Source organism: Novosphingobium sediminicola, from assembly GCF_014196525.1.
GTDB classification, from domain to species: Bacteria; Pseudomonadota; Alphaproteobacteria; order Sphingomonadales; family Sphingomonadaceae; genus Novosphingobium; species Novosphingobium sediminicola.
In genome coordinates, this window is sequence record NZ_JACIDX010000012.1 from 50,027 (window position 1) to 66,105 (window position 16,079).

Consider the following 16,079-nt stretch of genomic DNA (forward strand, 5'->3'; position numbering starts at 1 on the left):
TGCATTGGAGCCCAGAGCAACCGCCATGACAGCACAGAATCCGATCATGGAAATCGCCCATATTCATGACACTCTGGAATGGCAGGCGCGCCATTGCGATCAGAACAGTGCGCCGATTACGGCAAGGGTGTTGCGTGGCATGGCCGGGTTGTTGACGGGGCCATCTCTGGTGGGGGCGCGGATGCGCAATTGGCCCGGGCTTTCACTGGAGGATGCGATGCCGCTGCGCCTGGCGGGTGGGCTGCATCATCTCTGGCTGTCGGGCGCAGAACCGGCGCTGGGTCCGGTCTATCGCGGCGAGGTGGAGGATGCGGGCGCGATTGTGGCGCAGGTCGTGGCGCGCCACGATGCCGCGCTCTTGCCATGGTTCGACGGGCCGCCCCAGACCAATGAGGCGGGGCGCTCGGCGGGGATCATGGCGGGGCTGCTATGGTTGTCGGGCCGCGTGGGATCGCGCTTTGAAATGAATGAGATAGGGTGCAGCGCGGGCGCCAATACGATGATGGATCGCTATGCCTATGATCTGGGCGGCGTTCGCGTGGGGCCGGAAAGCAGTCCGGTTTTGATTCGCCCCGAATGGCGCGGGCCGCCGCCGCCCTTGGGCAGGGTGGAGATCACCCATATCGAAGGCTGCGACCGTGCACCCATTGACCTGTCCGACACGGCGGCGGCGCTGCGGTTGCGCGCCTATGTCTGGGCGGAGAATCATGAAAGGATGGCGCGGCTTGATGGCGTGATCGCGCTGGCGAGGGAGCTGGCGCCGACCCTGACGCAGGCCGATGCTGCCGATTGGGTCGATCAGCGCCTTGCCGCGCCGCAAGAGGTGGGCGTCTGCCGGGTGCTCTATCACTCCATCGTCTGGCAATATCTGGGCGATGAGCGCCGCGCGCGGATCACCGCAGCGATGGAGGCCGCAGGCGCGCTGGCCACGCCGGATCGCCCGCTGGCATGGGTGATGCTGGAAACGAATCGGGCCACGTTCCGCCATGAATTGCGCGTGCGTTATTGGCCCGGTGGAGAAGAACCGGCGCTGCTGGGCGCGGCCCATGCCCATGGCGCGTGGGTGGAGTGGTTTAATCCTTGCGGCTGATGGCTTTTGCCGCCTCAAGGATTTCGGTCGGAAACATGGCGATGATCGTCGAATTATGCTCGACGCCGATCTCGCTCAAGGTTTGCAACCGCCGCAATTCCAGCGCGCCGGGCACCTGCGCGATCACCTTCGCCGCCTCGCTCAGCCGGAGGGAGGCTTCGGCCTCGCCCTCGGCCTTGATGATGCGGGCGCGCTTTTCGCGGATGGCCTCGGCCTCGCGGGCGATGGCGCGCTGCATCTGTTCGGGAATGTCCAGATCCTTGATCTCGACCGCATCCACCGCCACGCCCCATTGCGCGCAGGTCTGCTCCAGCAAAGTCAGCAGACGCGAATTGATCGCGGCGCGGTCCTTGAGCATCTGGTCCAGATCGCTTTGCCCGATGGCGTCGCGCATCCCGGTCTCGGCCGCCTGAATCACTGCGCTTTGCCAATTCAGCACCGTGGTGATCGCGCGCGCCGGATCGACCGCGCGAAACCACAAGACCGCATTGACCCGCACCGCCACGCCATCGCGCGTGACGGTTTCCTGCGTGGAAAGAGCAAAGGTGATGACGCGCAGGTCCACCTTGACCACGCGGTCGATCACCGGAACCAGCCAGAACCAGCCCGGCCCCTTGGTTTCGGCCAGACGCCCGAGGCGGAACACCACCGCGCGCTGAAATTCCTGATTGATGCCAAAGGCTTTGAGCGCCAGCACCGCCGCGATAATGAGCAGCAGCGTGAGCATGGGGTGATAGGCGGCGATCTCGAACAGGGAATCCATGGTAGGCACCTTTCCCGTTTCAGGCGCCCAGCACGCGCCCCAGCATTTCACTCATATCCTCAGGATAGATCGTTTCGCGCCATCCGGCGATCTCTTTGCGCGCAAACCAACGATATTCGCGCATCACGGCCTGTTCGGTCGGCGTATGGCCCGCCGTGTCGATGGCGGGATTGGCCACGCGCAGCAGGAAATAGCGATCATCGCCTGTCACCGGTTCGCCCGCAAGGGTCACGAAATCGCTGATGATGCGGGTGACTTCCGGCCCGCAATCGGCGTGAATGCCGGTTTCCTCGTGCAATTCGCGCGTGGCGGCCTCCTCATAGGTCTCGCCATCCTCGGCCTCGCCCCCCGGCGCGCACCAAAAGGGCGCGCGATCATCAGGGGTGAAGCGGAAGAGCAGCAATTCCTCCGCCTCATTGAGCAAAAGAATACGCGAGGCGCGGCGAATTCGGCGCTGTGTCGTCACGCCGCCTCGCCGGGGGCAAAGGCGCGGATCGCCAGCGCGTGAACCCGCTGACCGGGAATATCGCCCAGCGCCTGATTGACCATCCGCTGCCGCATCACGCGGTTCACGCCCGTAAAGGCGGCGCTTTCGATCACCACCGTGAAATGCGATTCGCCCGTGCCATCGTCGCCCATGTGGCCTGCATGGCTGCTCGAATCATTGATGACATCAAGCCGTGCGGGAGCAAAAGCGGCGCTCAGGCGTTGGGTGATTTCCGTGGCAATCGGGCCGGGCATAAAGGTTTCCTCAAAGCTGGGACTTTTCTCCTAGCCCATTTGCCGCCAAGGGGAAAAGATGGTTCACGACAGATTTCACGGCAGGGTTAAGAACGCACAGCGCCCATGCGAATGGCCCGGATGCGAGGAAGCGGGCGAATTTCGTGCGCCGGGCGCCAAGGCTTCGGGCTTTGACGGGCCGGGCCATTACCGTTGGTTTTGCCTCGAACATATCCGCGCCTTCAACGCCGGTTACGATTATTTCGAAGGCATGAGCCCGGAGGAAATCTGGGCCGCGCAATCGCCGATCCATGGCTGGGAACAGGAAACGCGGGCCTTTCGCCCAACAGCGGGCGTCGATTCGGCGCCGCGCTGGGCCGATTTCGCCGATCCTCTCGACGCGATCAGCCAGCGCGCGCGCCGCGCCAAGGAAGCGATGCGCCCGATGGCATGGCCCGATGGCCGCATCGCCAGCCCCGAAGAAAAGCGCGCGCTCGACACGCTGGGGCTGGGGGTGGATGCGGATCGGCGTGAATTGCGCATGCGCTATTCCGATCTGCTCCACCGCTATCACCCCGACCGCAATGGCGGCGACCGCGCCCACGAAAACAAGCTGCAACAGGTGGTCGAAGCCTATCAAATGCTGCGCAAATTGCCGGGGTTTGCTTAAGCCTCGGCCAGCGCCGCCAGTTGGTGGGCGCAGGCGCTCCACCCTTGGGTAAAGCCCATGGTTTCGTGCTGCGCCATCGCCTCGGCGCTCCAGTGGCGAGCGCTGGCGGTATAGCGGGTGCCTTCGCCTTCCGGCTCCACCTGCCAGATGCCGATCATAAAGGGGCCGGAAGGCTCCAGATCGCCATTCACCGCATCGGTGGTGACAAAACGCCGCCCTTCATCCCATGCCAGATAGATGCCGCGCATGGGCATGACCTCGCCATTGGGGCCGAACATGGTCATTTCGCAGGCCCCGCCCGGACGGCGATCCTGATGCACAACCTCGGCCCGCCATGGCGCGGGGCACCACCATTCGTTCTGGCGGTTGACCATGATGTCCCAGACCTTGGCGGTGGGGGCGGCGATATAGCGGGAGATTGACAATTCATGCATGGACAGCGTTTCCTCAATCACGATCCGGCGCACCCAGCGGGAAATAGGCGCGAAACGGCCGCGCATCCTCAATGCAGCGCGAAACCGGGGGCAGGGCCAGCAGATGCGCCCGCCATGCCCGAAGGTTTGGGCAATCCTCAGGAATACGCGTGACCCAATCGGCATAGAACAGCGAGGGCGCGGCGGCGCATTCGATCAGCGTGATCGCATCGCCCGCCGAATAATCACCCAGCCAGTTCTCGATCCAGCGATAGGTGCGCAACAGTCGTTCATCGACCCGCTTTTGCACCTCGTCCGAGGCAGAGCCACGGCGGATCGCCTCATCGACGCTCTCCTGCATCGCGTTCATCACGTAATTGTCGAAAACCCGGTCGATCATGCGGGTGCGGATCGCCGCATCGGGATCGGCGGGGATCAGCGGGGCCGGGCCGGGATGATGCAGCGCCAGATATTCGATGATCGCGCTGGCCTCGAACACCTGCGTTTCGCCATCGACCAGCAGGGGGAATTTGCCCATCGGGCTGGCCGCCTGAACCTTGGCGTAAAATTCGGGGTTCTGCCCGTCCAGCATGCGAAAGGTGAAAGGCGTTTCGTTGGCGTAAAGCGCGATCAGCGCCTTCCACGTATAGGACGAGAAGGGGTGGCCATAGAGTTCGAGCATCACACGCCCTTTCGCGCCGCTTCTATGGCGGCAATGTCGACCTTGACCATCGTCTGCATTGCGGCGAACACCCGCCCGCGCGCCGCCGGATCAGGATCGCCCATACCCTCGATCAGCGCGCGCGGCGTGATCTGCCAGCGCACACCCCAGCGATCCACGCACCATCCGCAGGCCATCACCCGCCCGCCATCGGAAATCAGCGCATCCCAATAGCGGTCGGTTTCCTCCTGCGTTTCGGTGGTCACCTGAATCGAAAAGGCGTCGGTATGCTGCGTATGCCCGCCGCCATTGAGGCCAATGCAGGGGAAACCCAGCAGCGTGAATTCCACCACCAGCGCATCGCCCGCCTTGCCGCCCGGATAATCGCCGGGCGAGCGCATGACATGGCCCACCGCCGTATCGGGCAACAGGCCGGCATAAAACTGCGCCGCTGCCTCGGCCCCGCCATGCTCGTTCTTGTCATACCACAGACAGAGCGTGCCTTTGGCTTTCCCCCACTGGCTCATACCTTCGCCTCCTGAGCAGCCGCCTGCGCCGCCGCGATCAGCGCATGATCGATGGCCTTGGCCTCGACATAGCTGGTCCGTTGCGTCAGGCGTTCACCATAGGCGACAAATTCAGGCAATTCGGGCAAGGTCTTGAACATCGTGCCCCACAAAACATGGCTGCCCACATAGACATCGGCCATGGTGAAGCGATCGCCGCACACATAATCGCCCCCGCGCAAATGCGCCGCCAGCGTGTCCACCACCAGATCATAGCAGCCAAAGCCGACGCTGACCCGCTGGCGCTCGTTCGGTTCAAACCCCATGGAACGCGCGGTGATCGCCTGTTCCAGCGGCCCTGCGGCAAAGAACATCCAGCGGTAATAGGCCGCCCGTTCCCGCGCGGTGGGGGCCAGCGCCCCGCCGCTCTCTGTCTCGGCCAGATAGGCGCAGATGGCCGATGTCTCGGCAATCGGATAATCGCCATCCGAGGTATGATGTACCAAGGTCGGCAATTTGCCCAAGCCATTAGCCGCCAGCAGAGCCGCCGTTTTGGGCGCGCCATATTCTACGATCACCTGTTCGTAATCGGCCCCGACCTCATGCAATGCCCATCGCGCGATTTGCCCGCGCGACATTGGATTGGTGAAAAACGTATAGCTGGCCATGACGCATCCTCACGAGAACATTGATGGAACAATATCGCGAATGGCGCCCCGTTCAAACCAGTTTCTGGCCCACAATGGCAAAAGCCGCGCCTTGCGGGTCCAGCGCGTTGATAATCCAGTCTCCACCGGGAACTTCGACCGGCCCGTGCAGCACATTGGCCCCGCCCGCGAGCGCCGCCTGATGCGCGGCCTCGAAATCACCCGCGCGGATATAATGGTTCCACCCGCCCATCGGCACATGGGGCGGCTTGGGCATTATTGCGCCGATGGTCACGCCATTATGGCTAAGGAACTGATAGGTGCCATAGCTGCCCATATCCATCGATCCGGCAGGCTCCCACCCGAAGACCTCGGTATAGAAGGCCAGCGCTGCGTCGAAATCGCCGGTGTACAATTCGTTCCAGCCCACGCTCTGCGCCTCGGTGGGGGAATAGGCGACCGAAGGGGCGGCATCAGGTCCCGGATTGGGCTGCATCAAATAGAAGCTGGCGCCCCACGGGTCCATGACCATGGCAAAGCTGCCCTCGGCAATGTCCATGCGCGGCATCAGCGCCCGCCCGCCGCGCGTGATCACCTGCGCCAGGGTGGCGTCCAGATCATCGGTGCCGATATAGCCGACCCACATCGGATGCGCGCCCTGCGCCAGCATATCCTCGGAAAGCGGCAACACCCCGCCGACCTGACGCCCATCGGTGCGGGCGATATGGCCATAGAACAGCGGCGGCTCGGCCCCCGGCGTGATGGTCCAGCCGACGGTGGATTCATAGAAGGTCTTGGCCCCGGCCGCGTCCTTGGTCATCAGCTCGTACCAAATCCAGCTTCCCAGCAGCTTACCCATGTCGCTCTCCCAAACTTCATGCGATTCGTATCGACAGAGCGTGGCACTGTGGTTACAAATTACAACCATGAAGTTGGAAAAAGTAACTGAACTCCATGGGCGCTGGTATGGCGATGCCTGCGGGGCGGCGTTTGGCATGGAATTGCTGGGCGAACGTTGGGCCGGGCTGGTGCTGCGCGAACTGATGCTGGGGGCGCGGCGGTTCACCGATCTGCGCTTTGCCCTGCCGGGGATCAGCGCTCGCGTTTTGACCGAGCGATTGAACGGGCTGGAGGCGGCGGGCCTCGTCCGACGCGAGGAGGAGCGGCTCTATGGCCTGACGCCTTGGGGGCAGGCGGCCGAGCCGGTGCTGCTGGCCATGTGCCGCTGGGCGCTGATGTCGCCGGATCGGGATATGGCGCTGGCGATTTCGCCGGTGGCGCTGATGCTTTCGCTGCGCGCGCTGATCGTGGCGGAGAAGGCGGCGGAGGTGGACATGACCTGCGCCATCATCATCGCGCGGGAGAGCTTTTCGCTTCAGATCCGCAAGGGCGCGTTGACCATCGCGCGGGGCGGGGCAGGGGGCGATTTCACCCTGACCGCCCCGAACACCGCGCCGCTTAAACGCTTTATCTATGGCAAGGCGCCGCTGGCGACCTTGCCCGATGTGGCGCTGGCGGGCGATGCCTATGCGGCCATGATGTTCGCCCGCTGCTTTGCGCTTCCTGACACTATTTAGGCCGGAGACCGTTTAGGCCAGTCCTGCGGCCTTGGCCTGCCCGATCTCCATCGCGGCCACGCTTTGCCATGCCGGGCGGGCGGTCACGCGGTCATACCACGCCGCAATCGCCGGAAAGCGCGCCGGGTCCAGCCCTGCATCAATATATTCGGCCGTGCGCAGCAGGCTGGCCACGGCCACATCGCCCAGCGAAAATTCCCCCGCCAGCCAGCCCTCGGCGGGCGTCACGCCCTCCAGATAGGTCAGCACCTCGTTGAATTTTGCGATCGCGGCCAGCGCCGCCTCTTCATCCCCCGCCACGCCGCGCAGCCGGGGCAGGACGAAGCGGTTGAAGATCGCCGGGCCAAGCGCGGGCACCATGATCGTATCGGCCAGTTCCTCGAACCACACGGCGCGGCCGCGCGCACGCGCCTCGGCCGGATAGATCGGCGCATCGGGGGCCAGCGCGTCGAAATAGGCGCAGATAGCGGTGGAATCGCAAAGCCGGTAATCGCCGTCCTTGATCGCGGGGATTTTGCGAAACGGGCTGGCGGCCAGAAAATCGTCGCAAGGATCGGCAAAGCTGAAGGGCGGCATGTCGAGCGCGAGGCCCTTTTCCGCCGCGACCACAGCCACTTTGCGCACGAAAGGCGAAAACAGGGCGCCGAACAGTTCCATAATATTTTCTCTCCCCAAGGTGAATCTGGTTTCCAAACCCTGCAAACATATTGCAGCCGCGAGAAGCAGCGGCTAGCAGTTTCGCGCGATGACCGAGATTCAGAACATTCAGCCCGACAGCCGCTCGACCACGATCCTGAGCGCCCCCGACATCACCGTTGATGTGCGCGAGGTGTTCGGCATTGATATCGACATGAAAGTCCCCGCCTTTTCGGTGGCGGACGAACGCGTGCCCGACCGCGACGACACCTATGTGTTCGACCCGGATACCACGTTGGCGATCCTTGCCGGTTTTGCCTATAACCGCCGCGTGATGGTTCAGGGCTATCACGGCACGGGCAAATCGACCCATATCGAGCAGGTGGCCGCGCGTCTGAACTGGCCCTGCATCCGCATTAACCTTGACGCGCATATCAGCCGTATCGACCTGATCGGGCGCGATGCCATCGTTCTGAAGGATGGCAAACAGGTCACCGAATTCCGCGAAGGCCTGTTGCCTTGGGCGCTGCAGACGCCGACCGCGCTGGTGTTCGACGAATATGACGCGGGCCGCCCCGACGTGATGTTCGTGATCCAGCGCGTGCTGGAAACCGAGGGCAAGCTGACCCTGCTGGACCAGAACCGCGTGATCCGCCCGTCCAAGTGGTTCCGCCTGTTTGCCACCGCCAACACGGTGGGCCTTGGCGATACGTCGGGTCTCTATCACGGCACGCAGGCGATCAATCAGGGTCAGATGGACCGCTGGAACATGGTCGTGGCGCTGAACTATCTGCCCCATGCCACCGAAACCGGCATCGTCCACAAGAAGGTGCCCGGCCTGCCCGAACGCACCATCGCCGACATGGTGCGCGTGGCCGACCTGACCCGTGCAGGGTTCATCAATGGCGATATTTCGACCGTGATGAGCCCCCGCGCCGTCATCACCTGGGCGCAGAATACTGAAATCTTCAAGGACGCCGGTTTCGCCTTCCGCCTCTCGTTCCTCAACAAGTGTGATGAGACCGAGCGCGTGCTGGTGGCTGAGTATTATCAGCGCGTGTTTGGGACGGATCTGCCCGAGAGCGTGGTGGCGCGGGCTTGATTTAAAGAGAGGTTTTGCCTCCGGCGGGCAAAGGGACTTGGTCCCTTTGCAATCCTGTTAATGGGGTTGCGCTTTGGTCCCGTGATTGTGTGATGATGTTTAAAGCCTGCGGCGCGGGAAGCTTGGCTCTCGAAAGCGCCGCAGGCTTTATTGTTGATACGCCGCGTCCGACACCTGACGTGGAACGTTTGGCGCGACAAAGACAGTAACGGGAGCGCGAGGGTCTAGACCCTCGCATTATTTATTCCCCCGGATAAACCGCCCGGTTGAAAAACAACCCATCGGGCGGCGCGTTCACCGGCAAAGCCTGCCGATCCCGCGCCTCCAGCGCTTCGCGCACCCGCTCCACCGACCAGCGGCCCAGCCCGACCACCGACAGCGCCCCCACCATCGAGCGCACCTGATGGTGGAGATAGGAGCGCGCGGCGGTTTCGATAATCACCTGATCGCCCTGCCGCCGCACGGAGAGGCTGTCGAGCGTCTTGAGCGCCGAGGCCGACTGGCAATGGACCGAGCGGAAGGTGGTGAAATCGTGGTGACCCACCAGCGCTTGGGCCGCCTCATGCATCGCCTCGGCATCGAGCGGTTTGTTCACCTGCCATGCGTGGTGCAGGCCGATGGTCAGCGGCGCGCGGCGGTTGACGATGCGATAGATATAGCTGCGCCCGACGCAGGAAAAGCGCGCATGCCAATCGTCCGCCACCATGCGGCAATCCAGCACCGCGATGGGATTGGGGCGCAGATGGTAATTCATCGCCTCCATCAGGCGGAAGGGGGCGATGTCCTTTTGGATATCGACATGGGCGCGCATGAACAGCGCGTGGACCCCGGCATCGGTGCGCCCGGCGGCGAACATGATCGCCTGTTCGCCGGTGACACGCTGGATCGCTTCTTCCACGGCCTGTTGCACGGATGGGCCATGGGCTTGGCGTTGCAGGCCCATGAAGGGTGTGCCGTCAAATTCCAGTGTGAAGGCAAAGCGTGTCATGAAAGGCGGGTCCCGGCGGGGATGGGGCGCCCGCGCAGCAGGTCGGCCACGGCCATGGCCGGTTTGCCCGCGCGCTGGATGGTGCTCACCCTGATCGCGCCCGCGCCGCAGGCGATGGTCAGTGTGTCGTCGAGGGTCACGCCCGGATCGCCCGCGCCCTCGGCCAGATCAGCTGAGATCACCTTGTAACGCTCGCCTTCAAGTTCGAAGAATGCGCCCGGTGCGGGCATGAAGGCGCGGATCTGGCGTAGCACCTGCTCGGCATCAGCGGTGAAATCCAGCCGCGCCTCGGCCTTGTCGATCTTGTGAGCATAGGTGATGCCTTCATCGGGCTGAGCCTGCGCTGGATAGGCTGACAGATCGCCCAGCACCTGAACGATCAGCCGCGCGCCCATTTGCGCCAGTTCTGCGGTCAGCTCGCCGGTGGTCTTGGCGGCAATGTCGGTGCGCCCTTCCAGCCGCACCGGGCCGGTGTCCAGCCCCGCCTCCATCTGCATGATGCCAACGCCGGTTTCCGCATCGCCTGCCAAAATCGCCCGCTGAACCGGGGCGGCCCCGCGCCAGCGCGGCAAGAGCGAGCCATGCAGATTGAGGCAGCCATGCATGGGCGCGGCCAGAACCGCACGCGGCAGGATCAGCCCATAGGCGGCCACCACCGCGACATCAGCGTTCAGCGCGGCAAATTCGGCCTGCTCCTGCGCGCCTTTCAGCGATACCGGATGGCGCACCTCGATCCCCAGTTCCGCCGCGCGCTTATGCACCGGGCTGGGCGTCAGTTCGCGCCCGCGACGGCCGCCGGGGCGAGGGGGCTGGCTATAGGCGGCCACCACATCGTGGCCCGCAGCCACCAAAGCCTCCAGCGCCGGAACGGCAAATTCGGGCGTGCCCATATAGATGATGCGCATAAGTCACTTTCCGGCTCTTTGCCTTTGCTCTGCGCCGCCCTATCTGGAGGCGCATGGCATCGCAAGAGATCGAGACACTGGCGCAGGTTTTGGCGCGCCTGCCGGGGCTGGGGCCGCGTTCGGCGCGGCGGGCTGTGTTGTGGCTGATTAAGCGGCGCGACACTTCGCTGGGGCAATTGCGCGATGCGTTGGAGGTGTTGCAGGACCGGCTGGTGGAATGCACCACCTGCGGCAATGTGGACACGACGAATCCTTGCGCGATCTGTGCCGATCCGAGGCGCGATGCGCGCTCGATCTGCGTGGTCGAGGATGTGGCCGATCTTTGGGCGCTGGATCGGGCGCGGCTGTTTACGGGGCGCTATCATGTGCTGGGCGGGCGGCTGTCGGCTTTGGATGGGGTGCGGCCTGAGGATCTGTCGATTGCGCCTTTGATCGATCGCGTGGGCGCGGGCGGGATTGATGAGGTAGTGCTGGCCATGAACGCCACGTTGGAGGGGCAGACCACCGCGCATTACATTGCCGAGCGTTTGGAAGGGATGCCGGTGCGCGTGACGCAATTGGCGCATGGCCTGCCGGTGGGGGGCGAACTGGACTATCTGGACGAGGGGACTTTGGCGCAGGCGCTCCGGGCGAGACGCCCGGTTTCCTGACGATTACAGAAATCGGACACTGTGCCTTGCGCGCGGGGCAGGGTGCGATTATCTGGCTCTCATGGCTATCCGACCGATCCTCGAAGCGCCCGATGCGCGCCTGAAGCAGATTTCTGCCCCCGTCACCGTGTTCGATGATGAGCTCAAAACGCTCGTCGCCGATATGTATGAGACGATGTATGATGCGCCGGGCATCGGCCTTGCCGCGATCCAGGTGGGCGTGCCGCTGCGCGTGGTGGTGGTCGATCTTCAGCCCGACGATCCCGATGCCGAGCCTGAAGTCTGCACCTCGCATGGCGGGCATGAGCATACGCATCAGCCGGTGAAGCGCGAGCCGCGCACCTTCATCAACCCGGAAATCCTTGATCCTTCCGAAGAACATTCGGTCTATCAGGAGGGCTGCCTGTCGGTCCCCGATATTTATGCCGAGGTTGAGCGCCCCGCCACCTGCCGCCTGCGCTGGCAGGATCTGGACGGCACCGTGCATGAGGAAGCGATGGAGGGGCTGATGGCCACCTGCATCCAGCATGAGATTGACCACCTCGAAGGCATCCTGTTTATCGACCACCTTTCGCGGCTGAAGCGCAATATGGCGCTCAAGAAGCTGGAAAAGGCGCGCAAGCTGGCTTGATTCGGGGACGATTGCCCTCTAAGTTCACGGTTCGTTCTGACTGGAGTGGGCCGTGGATTCTGCCTTGTTTGTGATTGTTGCTTTGGTGGTCGGGCTGGGGCTGGGCTGGTTTTTCGGCCAGCGCCCTGTGGCCGAATCGCAGGCAAGGCTGGTCGAGCGCGAAAAGGCTTTCGCCGAACTGGACGAGCGTTTCCGCCGTGCGATCACCGATCTGGCGGGGGCCAGCGAACGGGCGATGCGGGCCGATGGGCTGGCGCAGGCGCTGGAAGATGCGCGCGCCGATATGCTGCGCGCCCAGCGCGATCTGGCCACCCTGCGCGCGCAGGCCGAGCATTTCGAAGAACAAAAGCGCCTGCTGATCGAATCGCAGGAGCAATTGCGCCGTGAGTTTGAACTGGCTGGCGCGCGCGTGCTGGAGCGGGCGCAGGAGGCGTTTCTGTCCCGCGCCGAGGCCCGCTTTACCCAGAGCGAGGAAAAGCAGGCCGAGCGGATCAATTCCGTGCTGGCTCCGGTTGGCGCGCGTCTGAAAGCCTATGAGGATCAGGTGAGCGCACTGGAAAAGGGGCGCGTCGATGCCTTTGGGCAGTTGACGGGCCTGATCCAGTCGATCCGCGATGGGCAGGAGAAGGTGCGCGAGGAAGCGGCGCGTCTGGGCAATGCGTTGACCAATGCGCCCAAGGCGCGCGGGCGCTGGGGCGAGCAGGCTTTGCGCAACGTGCTTGAGCAATGCGGCCTTTCCGAGCATACCGATTTTGTGACCGAACATTCGATCGACACCGAGGAAGGGCGGCTGCGCCCCGATGCGATCGTTTCGATTCCGGGGCAGAAAAAGTTGGTGATCGACGCCAAGGTTTCGCTCAACGCCTATCAGGAGGCCTTTGAGGCCAGCGACGAGGGCGCGCGCGACATCGCGCTGGCCCGCCATGTTGCCAGTATGCGCGGCCATGTGCAGACGCTGGCGACCAAGTCCTATCAGAGCCAGTTTGCCGAGGCGCCCGATTATGTGGTGATGTTTGTGCCGGGTGAGCATTTTGTCGCGGCGGCGATGGAAAAGGATCCGGAACTTTGGGATTTTGCATTCCGTAACAGGGTCTTGCTGGCCACACCTACCAATCTGGTGGCGATTGCGCGCACGGTGGCGATGGTATGGAAACAGGATATGCTGGCGCAGGAGGCGCGTGAGATCGGACGTCTGGGTGGCGAATTGTATGATCGGCTTGCCGTGGCGGGCGATCACCTCAAGCGCGTGGGCGGCGGTCTGACCAGCGCGGTGGACAATTACAACAAGTTCGTCGGCAGCTTTGAACGCAATGTCATGGCCAGCGGGCGCCGCCTGCGCGACAAGGGCATCGAAATCGGCAAGCGCGAGATCGAAGATGTCGCGCTGGTTGAAAGCCAGCCGCGCCATGGCGATGTGACTGAGCCCTCGGCGCTGCCTTGGCCGGATGGAGAGTAAGGGGAGGGGGATTACCCCTCCAGCGTGGCCAGAACCTCATAGGCCAGCACGGCTGCGGCCACGGCGGCGTTGAGCGAATCGGCTCGCCCCTTCATCGGCATGGTCACGCGCAGATCGCAGGCCAACTCATATTCCTCGGGCAGCCCGCGCGATTCGTTGCCCACCATGATGAAACACGGCGCGGCATAGGGCGCCCCGCGATAAGGCACCGCCTCACGCAGCGAGGCGGCCACCAACTGCCCATCCCCGCCGCTCAGCCAGGGCAGGAATTCCTCCCACCGCGCCACGGCCAGCTTTTGCGTAAAGATCGCGCCCATGCTGGCGCGCACGGCCTCGACGCTGAACGGATCGACGCAATCGTCGAGCAGGATCAGCCCGCCCGCGCCCACCGCATCGGCCGTGCGCAGCATCGTGCCCAGATTGCCCGGATCGCGCATCGCCTGCGCCACGAGCCAGATCGGCGCGGCATGGCGGTCCACGCCCGCCAGCGATGTGTCAAATTCGCGGAACACGCCGCAAACCGCCTGCGGATTCTCCTTGCCGGTGATCTTGGCCAGAATATCCTCGCTGGTCTCGATCACCTCGCCGCCCGCGTCCAGCACGGCCTGTTCCAGCGTATCGAGCAGGGGATGGGCCTCGCGCCCCTCGGCCATGACCAGCGTTTCGGGCAGGCGCCCGCTCTCGCGCGCATCGGTTAGCAGCCGCAGCCCTTCGGCCAGAAAGCAACCCTCGCGGCGACGCAGCTTTTTCTCCCGCAAAGAACGCAGGAATTTGACCGTGGGATTGGAAAAGCCGGTGATGTTGCGGCGCATGTCAGGGGCAAGCCTTATGGCAAAACAGGGAAACTGCGCCGCCTATAGCCACGCCATGCGCCCCTGTCGAACCCTTCAATCTTCGCCGAAACCGTCCTTGACCAGACCCGAGAGCCGCGCCAGCGCCTGATCGGCGCCATCGCCCGCCACGACAATGTCCACACTGTCGCCGCGCGCCGCACCCAGCATCATCAGGCCCAGAATCGAGCCTCCCGCCGCCTCGGTGCCATCTTTGAGCACCTTGACGTTGACGCCGCCCGGCAGCATCGCCACCATATTGACAAATTTCGCGCTCGCGCGGGCGTGCAGGCCCTTTGCATTCACGATTTCAACGGTTTCCCGTGCTTCAGCCATGCTTCCCTCTCACCGCTGTCAGGCTTCCTGGCCCAAAAACTCGGACGCTATGGTTATGTAATTGCGTCCGGCATCGCGCGCCGCGCCAACCGCCGCCCGCACCGTCGCGCCTTTGCGCGCACCGGCCAGACGGATCAGCATCGGCAAATTAATTCCCGCGATCACCTCGACCCGGCCCGCTTCCATCAGCGAGATCGCCAGATTGGAAGGCGTGCCGCCGAACAGGTCGGTCAGGATGATGGCGCCTTCGCCGCTGTCAACGGTCTTGATCGCTTCGGCAATTTCCTTGCGGCGGCGTTCGACATCGTCATTGGGGCCGATGCAGACCGTGGCCACGGCTTCCTGCCGGCCCACCACATGTTCCATCGCGCGCACGAATTCCTCGGCCAGATGGCCATGAGTCACCAGAACAAGGCCGATCATGCCTGCATCCCGGACGTTCGTTGCATCATGACAATAATGGCGCGCGGCATGTGGGGAGCAAAACCTTTCGCAGGCAAACATGTGTGGTCGCTCATCGCGCAGCTCCTCCTTCGACAAGGTCGGCTGCGCGTGAGCCCAGATTACGGTGAATCATTGTGGGCGAAAATCCGGATGCGCGCAAGGCTGCGCCGATTTGTTCGGCCATGAAAACCGACCGATGGCGCCCGCCGGTGCATCCGAAAGCGATGTGAACATAGGCTTTGCCCTGCGCCTGAAAGCGTGGAATCAAAAGCAGAAGCAGGTCGCGAATCCGGGTAAAAGCCTCGTCAAAGGCCGGATCCTCGCGGATGAAGTCGCCCACCGGACCTTCGCGGCCGGTCATCGGGCGCAACACCTTATCCCAATGGGGATTGTTCAAAAAACGCATGTCGAAAACAAAGTCGGCCAGCGGCGGCATGCCCTTGGAAAAGCCGAAGCTGGTGATCGTCAAGGTTAACGCGGGGCCCGAATCGGGTGAGAATTGTTCCCGCATCGCCTGTTGCAAGGCGTTAGTGGTAAAGGCGGTGGTGTTGATGACGATATCGGCCCAGCGGCGCAGCGGCTCCATCATGTCACGCTCGGCCGAAATGCCGGTGGCTACGGGCATGTCGGCGGCAAGGTGATGGCGGCGGCGCGTCTCGTTATAGCGCCGCTCCAACTCGCCCACGCCGCAATCGAGATAGAGCGTGGCCAGCTCGATATTAGGCCGCTGACTCAAGCGTTTGACCAGCGCGATCACCGCCTGCGGATCAAAGCCGCGCGTGCGCGAATCGAAACCGATGGCCAAAGGTCCGCCCATCCCGTGCCCGCCCATCGGCTGGTCCTCCTGGCTGGTGTCGAGCAGCCTTTCAAGGAAACGGATGGGGAAATTGTCGATGGTTTCCCATCCCAGATCCTCCAGCGCGCGCAGCGCCGTCGATTTGCCCGCACCCAGCACGCCGGTCACCAGCAGGATGCGCTGCTTGTCCGGATTGCCATGCAGGGTGAGACTGTCCGAAGCGGCGGGGGATGTGTCGGAGGCTGTCATGCATCTTCT

Annotated in this window: 22 protein-coding genes; 7 read left to right on the plus strand and 15 right to left on the minus strand. The window is 63.6% G+C overall.

Annotated elements, in window-relative coordinates; all coding sequences use genetic code 11:
- Window positions 1-25 precede the first annotated feature (25 nt).
- A complete protein-coding gene (locus tag GGR38_RS15385; protein ID WP_183627080.1) occupies window positions 26-1,090 on the plus strand; it encodes a DUF2332 domain-containing protein in 1,065 nt (354 codons plus the stop codon).
- On the opposite strand, the gene GGR38_RS15390 is transcribed toward GGR38_RS15385, so the two are convergent.
- Genes GGR38_RS15390 through GGR38_RS15400 form a run of 3 tightly spaced genes read right to left on the minus strand, consistent with a single transcriptional unit; the run spans window position 1,074 to window position 2,594 of the window.
- The gene (locus GGR38_RS15390) at window positions 1,074-1,853 is read right to left on the minus strand and encodes a slipin family protein (protein WP_246404743.1); all 780 of its coding nucleotides are present in this window, start codon (window positions 1,851-1,853) and stop codon (window positions 1,074-1,076) included. The two genes, GGR38_RS15385 and GGR38_RS15390, sit on opposite strands and share 17 nt — an antisense overlap.
- Before the next feature lie 19 nt (window positions 1,854-1,872).
- A complete protein-coding gene (locus GGR38_RS15395; RefSeq protein ID WP_183627081.1) occupies window positions 1,873-2,319 on the minus strand; it encodes an NUDIX domain-containing protein in 447 nt (148 codons plus the stop codon).
- Entirely contained in the window at window positions 2,316-2,594 is a 279-nt protein-coding gene (locus GGR38_RS15400; protein WP_183627082.1) for a BolA family protein, read from the minus strand. The genes GGR38_RS15395 and GGR38_RS15400 overlap by 4 nt, the downstream gene beginning before the upstream one ends.
- A 58-nt stretch (window positions 2,595-2,652) precedes the next feature.
- On the opposite strand from GGR38_RS15400, the gene GGR38_RS15405 reads away from it, so the two are divergent.
- Window positions 2,653-3,243 carry a J domain-containing protein gene (locus GGR38_RS15405; protein ID WP_183627083.1) on the plus strand — a complete coding sequence of 197 codons (591 nt, stop codon included), beginning with the start codon at window positions 2,653-2,655 and terminating at the stop codon, window positions 3,241-3,243.
- Here the strand turns inward: GGR38_RS15405 and GGR38_RS15410 are convergent.
- From GGR38_RS15410 to GGR38_RS15430, 5 genes are read right to left on the minus strand one after another with little or no spacing between them, the layout of a single operon-like run.
- On the minus strand, window positions 3,240-3,677 hold the full coding sequence (locus GGR38_RS15410) for an SRPBCC domain-containing protein (RefSeq protein ID WP_183627084.1): 438 nt from the start codon (window positions 3,675-3,677) through the stop codon (window positions 3,240-3,242). The two genes, GGR38_RS15405 and GGR38_RS15410, sit on opposite strands and share 4 nt — an antisense overlap.
- A gap of 13 nt (window positions 3,678-3,690) precedes the next feature.
- A complete protein-coding gene (locus GGR38_RS15415) occupies window positions 3,691-4,338 on the minus strand; it encodes a glutathione S-transferase family protein (protein WP_221227121.1) in 648 nt (215 codons plus the stop codon).
- On the minus strand, window positions 4,338-4,844 hold the full coding sequence (locus GGR38_RS15420; protein ID WP_183627086.1) for a VOC family protein: 507 nt from the start codon (window positions 4,842-4,844) through the stop codon (window positions 4,338-4,340). The genes GGR38_RS15415 and GGR38_RS15420 overlap by 1 nt, the downstream gene beginning before the upstream one ends.
- Window positions 4,841-5,491, minus strand: coding sequence for a glutathione S-transferase family protein (locus tag GGR38_RS15425; RefSeq protein WP_183627087.1), 651 nt, complete (start codon window positions 5,489-5,491; stop codon window positions 4,841-4,843). The genes GGR38_RS15420 and GGR38_RS15425 overlap by 4 nt, the downstream gene beginning before the upstream one ends.
- Window positions 5,492-5,543: 52 nt before the next feature.
- Window positions 5,544-6,329 carry a VOC family protein gene (locus tag GGR38_RS15430; protein ID WP_183627088.1) on the minus strand — a complete coding sequence of 262 codons (786 nt, stop codon included), beginning with the start codon at window positions 6,327-6,329 and terminating at the stop codon, window positions 5,544-5,546.
- Window positions 6,330-6,396: 67 nt separating this feature from the next.
- Between GGR38_RS15430 and GGR38_RS15435 the strand changes: the two genes are divergently transcribed.
- Window positions 6,397-7,047: a winged helix-turn-helix transcriptional regulator gene (locus GGR38_RS15435; protein WP_183627089.1), complete on the plus strand. Its 651-nt coding sequence runs from the start codon at window positions 6,397-6,399 to the stop codon at window positions 7,045-7,047.
- A gap of 12 nt (window positions 7,048-7,059) precedes the next feature.
- On the opposite strand, the gene GGR38_RS15440 is transcribed toward GGR38_RS15435, so the two are convergent.
- A complete protein-coding gene (locus GGR38_RS15440) occupies window positions 7,060-7,704 on the minus strand; it encodes a glutathione S-transferase family protein (protein ID WP_183627090.1) in 645 nt (214 codons plus the stop codon).
- Between the two features lie 88 nt (window positions 7,705-7,792).
- On the opposite strand from GGR38_RS15440, the gene cobS reads away from it, so the two are divergent.
- Window positions 7,793-8,785: a cobaltochelatase subunit CobS gene (cobS, locus tag GGR38_RS15445; protein ID WP_168605183.1), complete on the plus strand. Its 993-nt coding sequence runs from the start codon at window positions 7,793-7,795 to the stop codon at window positions 8,783-8,785.
- Window positions 8,786-9,026: 241 nt separating this feature from the next.
- Here cobS and truA read toward each other — a convergent pair whose 3' ends face one another.
- A complete protein-coding gene (gene truA, locus GGR38_RS15450; RefSeq protein WP_183627091.1) occupies window positions 9,027-9,773 on the minus strand; it encodes a tRNA pseudouridine(38-40) synthase TruA in 747 nt (248 codons plus the stop codon).
- Window positions 9,770-10,678: a methionyl-tRNA formyltransferase gene (gene fmt, locus GGR38_RS15455; protein WP_183627092.1), complete on the minus strand. Its 909-nt coding sequence runs from the start codon at window positions 10,676-10,678 to the stop codon at window positions 9,770-9,772. Before fmt ends, truA begins: the two co-directional genes overlap by 4 nt.
- Window positions 10,679-10,731: 53 nt before the next feature.
- Between fmt and recR the strand changes: the two genes are divergently transcribed.
- The 3 genes from recR to GGR38_RS15470 all read left to right on the plus strand — a co-directional run bounded on the left by recR (window position 10,732) and on the right by GGR38_RS15470 (window position 13,415).
- The gene (gene recR / locus GGR38_RS15460) at window positions 10,732-11,328 is read left to right on the plus strand and encodes a recombination mediator RecR (RefSeq protein ID WP_183627093.1); all 597 of its coding nucleotides are present in this window, start codon (window positions 10,732-10,734) and stop codon (window positions 11,326-11,328) included.
- A gap of 61 nt (window positions 11,329-11,389) precedes the next feature.
- Window positions 11,390-11,959, plus strand: a complete 570-nt coding sequence (locus GGR38_RS15465) for a peptide deformylase (RefSeq protein ID WP_183627094.1) — start codon at window positions 11,390-11,392, stop codon at window positions 11,957-11,959.
- A gap of 52 nt (window positions 11,960-12,011) precedes the next feature.
- Window positions 12,012-13,415: a DNA recombination protein RmuC gene (locus GGR38_RS15470; protein WP_183627095.1), complete on the plus strand. Its 1,404-nt coding sequence runs from the start codon at window positions 12,012-12,014 to the stop codon at window positions 13,413-13,415.
- Between the two features lie 11 nt (window positions 13,416-13,426).
- Here the strand turns inward: GGR38_RS15470 and GGR38_RS15475 are convergent, their stop codons facing one another.
- From GGR38_RS15475 to rapZ, 4 genes are all read right to left on the minus strand, one after another.
- On the minus strand, window positions 13,427-14,227 hold the full coding sequence (locus tag GGR38_RS15475) for a TrmH family RNA methyltransferase (protein WP_183627096.1): 801 nt from the start codon (window positions 14,225-14,227) through the stop codon (window positions 13,427-13,429).
- 75 nt (window positions 14,228-14,302) lie between these two features.
- The gene (locus GGR38_RS15480; RefSeq protein ID WP_183627097.1) at window positions 14,303-14,581 is read right to left on the minus strand and encodes an HPr family phosphocarrier protein; all 279 of its coding nucleotides are present in this window, start codon (window positions 14,579-14,581) and stop codon (window positions 14,303-14,305) included.
- A gap of 18 nt (window positions 14,582-14,599) precedes the next feature.
- On the minus strand, window positions 14,600-15,004 hold the full coding sequence (locus tag GGR38_RS15485; protein ID WP_168605192.1) for a PTS sugar transporter subunit IIA: 405 nt from the start codon (window positions 15,002-15,004) through the stop codon (window positions 14,600-14,602).
- Between the two features lie 91 nt (window positions 15,005-15,095).
- Window positions 15,096-16,070, minus strand: coding sequence for an RNase adapter RapZ (gene rapZ / locus GGR38_RS15490; protein WP_172338617.1), 975 nt, complete (start codon window positions 16,068-16,070; stop codon window positions 15,096-15,098).
- Between the last annotated feature and the right edge of the window lie 9 nt (window positions 16,071-16,079).

Bases quoted from the DNA above. Each gene is read 5' to 3' on its own strand.
- GGR38_RS15385 (WP_183627080.1), top strand. From the start codon at position 26: ATGACAGCACAGAATCCGATCATGGAAATCGCCCATATTCATGACACT.
- GGR38_RS15390 (WP_246404743.1), bottom strand. From the start codon at position 1,853: ATGGATTCCCTGTTCGAGATCGCCGCCTATCACCCCATGCTCACGCTG.
- GGR38_RS15400 (WP_183627082.1), bottom strand. From the start codon at position 2,594: ATGCCCGGCCCGATTGCCACGGAAATCACCCAACGCCTGAGCGCCGCT.
- GGR38_RS15405 (WP_183627083.1), top strand. From the start codon at position 2,653: ATGGTTCACGACAGATTTCACGGCAGGGTTAAGAACGCACAGCGCCCA.
- GGR38_RS15410 (WP_183627084.1), bottom strand. From the start codon at position 3,677: ATGCATGAATTGTCAATCTCCCGCTATATCGCCGCCCCCACCGCCAAG.
- GGR38_RS15415 (WP_221227121.1), bottom strand. From the start codon at position 4,338: ATGCTCGAACTCTATGGCCACCCCTTCTCGTCCTATACGTGGAAGGCG.
- GGR38_RS15420 (WP_183627086.1), bottom strand. From the start codon at position 4,844: ATGAGCCAGTGGGGGAAAGCCAAAGGCACGCTCTGTCTGTGGTATGAC.
- GGR38_RS15425 (WP_183627087.1), bottom strand. From the start codon at position 5,491: ATGGCCAGCTATACGTTTTTCACCAATCCAATGTCGCGCGGGCAAATC.
- GGR38_RS15430 (WP_183627088.1), bottom strand. From the start codon at position 6,329: ATGGGTAAGCTGCTGGGAAGCTGGATTTGGTACGAGCTGATGACCAAG.
- GGR38_RS15435 (WP_183627089.1), top strand. From the start codon at position 6,397: ATGAAGTTGGAAAAAGTAACTGAACTCCATGGGCGCTGGTATGGCGAT.
- GGR38_RS15440 (WP_183627090.1), bottom strand. From the start codon at position 7,704: ATGGAACTGTTCGGCGCCCTGTTTTCGCCTTTCGTGCGCAAAGTGGCT.
- cobS (WP_168605183.1), top strand. From the start codon at position 7,793: ATGACCGAGATTCAGAACATTCAGCCCGACAGCCGCTCGACCACGATC.
- truA (WP_183627091.1), bottom strand. From the start codon at position 9,773: ATGACACGCTTTGCCTTCACACTGGAATTTGACGGCACACCCTTCATG.
- fmt (WP_183627092.1), bottom strand. From the start codon at position 10,678: ATGCGCATCATCTATATGGGCACGCCCGAATTTGCCGTTCCGGCGCTG.
- recR (WP_183627093.1), top strand. From the start codon at position 10,732: ATGGCATCGCAAGAGATCGAGACACTGGCGCAGGTTTTGGCGCGCCTG.
- GGR38_RS15465 (WP_183627094.1), top strand. From the start codon at position 11,390: ATGGCTATCCGACCGATCCTCGAAGCGCCCGATGCGCGCCTGAAGCAG.
- GGR38_RS15475 (WP_183627096.1), bottom strand. From the start codon at position 14,227: ATGCGCCGCAACATCACCGGCTTTTCCAATCCCACGGTCAAATTCCTG.
- GGR38_RS15480 (WP_183627097.1), bottom strand. From the start codon at position 14,581: ATGGCTGAAGCACGGGAAACCGTTGAAATCGTGAATGCAAAGGGCCTG.
- GGR38_RS15485 (WP_168605192.1), bottom strand. From the start codon at position 15,004: ATGATCGGCCTTGTTCTGGTGACTCATGGCCATCTGGCCGAGGAATTC.
- rapZ (WP_172338617.1), bottom strand. From the start codon at position 16,070: ATGACAGCCTCCGACACATCCCCCGCCGCTTCGGACAGTCTCACCCTG.